Source organism: Prevotella sp. C0209C1 (genome assembly GCF_056583855.1).
In genome coordinates this window covers 1-847 of sequence record NZ_JBWPJP010000075.1, presented here as the reverse complement: position 1 = coordinate 847, position 847 = coordinate 1, and the positions used below count along the sequence as shown (strand labels likewise).

The window sequence follows — 847 nt, the reverse complement described above, 5'->3', positions numbered from 1 at the left end:
AAGTTGATTAATCACCAGCTTACTCCCATTCTATTGACAGATGAAGGCAAGATATGGATTGGTATGTGTGTCGTATCTCTTTCTTCGCATAAAACAGCAGGGCATGTAGAGTTTCACAAGAATGGACTCCGCAATTATTGGAAATACTCTTTCGAGGGACATCGGTGGAAAGAATGTGATGGAATATCACTCAAAGAAGAGGAACTCGAGGTGCTTAGATTGTCAGCATCGGGTCTTACTATGACGGAAATAGCAGATAGAATGTGCCGCTCGTTAGATTCTATCAAAACCTATAAACGCCACGCCTTTGACAAATTAGGCGTGGCGAATATCACCGAAGCTATTTCAAGAGCTACCTTAAACAAACTCTTCTGAAAAAAATAACTTACGGCAAAAGCGAAGAGAGATAGAATTTTGGGAAATAGTTCACAGGTTTTCCTGTAGCAAGATTGTACATTGCCGTTGTACACAAGCCTGCGGTAATCCACGAGGCTATGGACAATTGTGGAGGTGGCAGCATTTCGCTTTCCTTTTTATATTGGGTTACAATTTTGTCTAACCACTCTTTAGGTTGATTCCAAAAAGCCCCATGTCCGGTTACATATTCAGCCACCTTTAATTCAAATCCATTTGACTCTTCAGTCAGTTCAGATAAGGAATGCCCCAATGGGTCTACAATCGTAACAAAGCCAGCCCAACCAAAGTTGTATGGGTGCAGTACGGGAATTTTTCTTTCTTTGCAAATCCTATCAAAGACAAAAGGCGTATCGTCCTTAAAGTCCAATGCATTGATGGCTACATTATGCCCATTCAGCATCTCTTCGATGTTATCAGGGTTAAGGAACTC

At 41.3% G+C, this 847-nt stretch carries 1 protein-coding gene and 1 pseudogene; one reads left to right on the top strand and one right to left on the bottom strand.

The genetic code is table 11. The annotated features are described in order from the left end of the window. A partial coding sequence (locus tag AC1DCD_RS10245; RefSeq protein ID WP_464641387.1) for a response regulator transcription factor occupies positions 1-375 on the top strand: 375 nt, incomplete at its 5' end. A gap of 10 nt (positions 376-385) precedes the next feature. On the opposite strand, the pseudogene AC1DCD_RS10240 reads toward AC1DCD_RS10245, so the two are convergent. Then, positions 386-847, bottom strand: a pseudogene (locus AC1DCD_RS10240) (ThiF family adenylyltransferase); the annotation flags it as partial.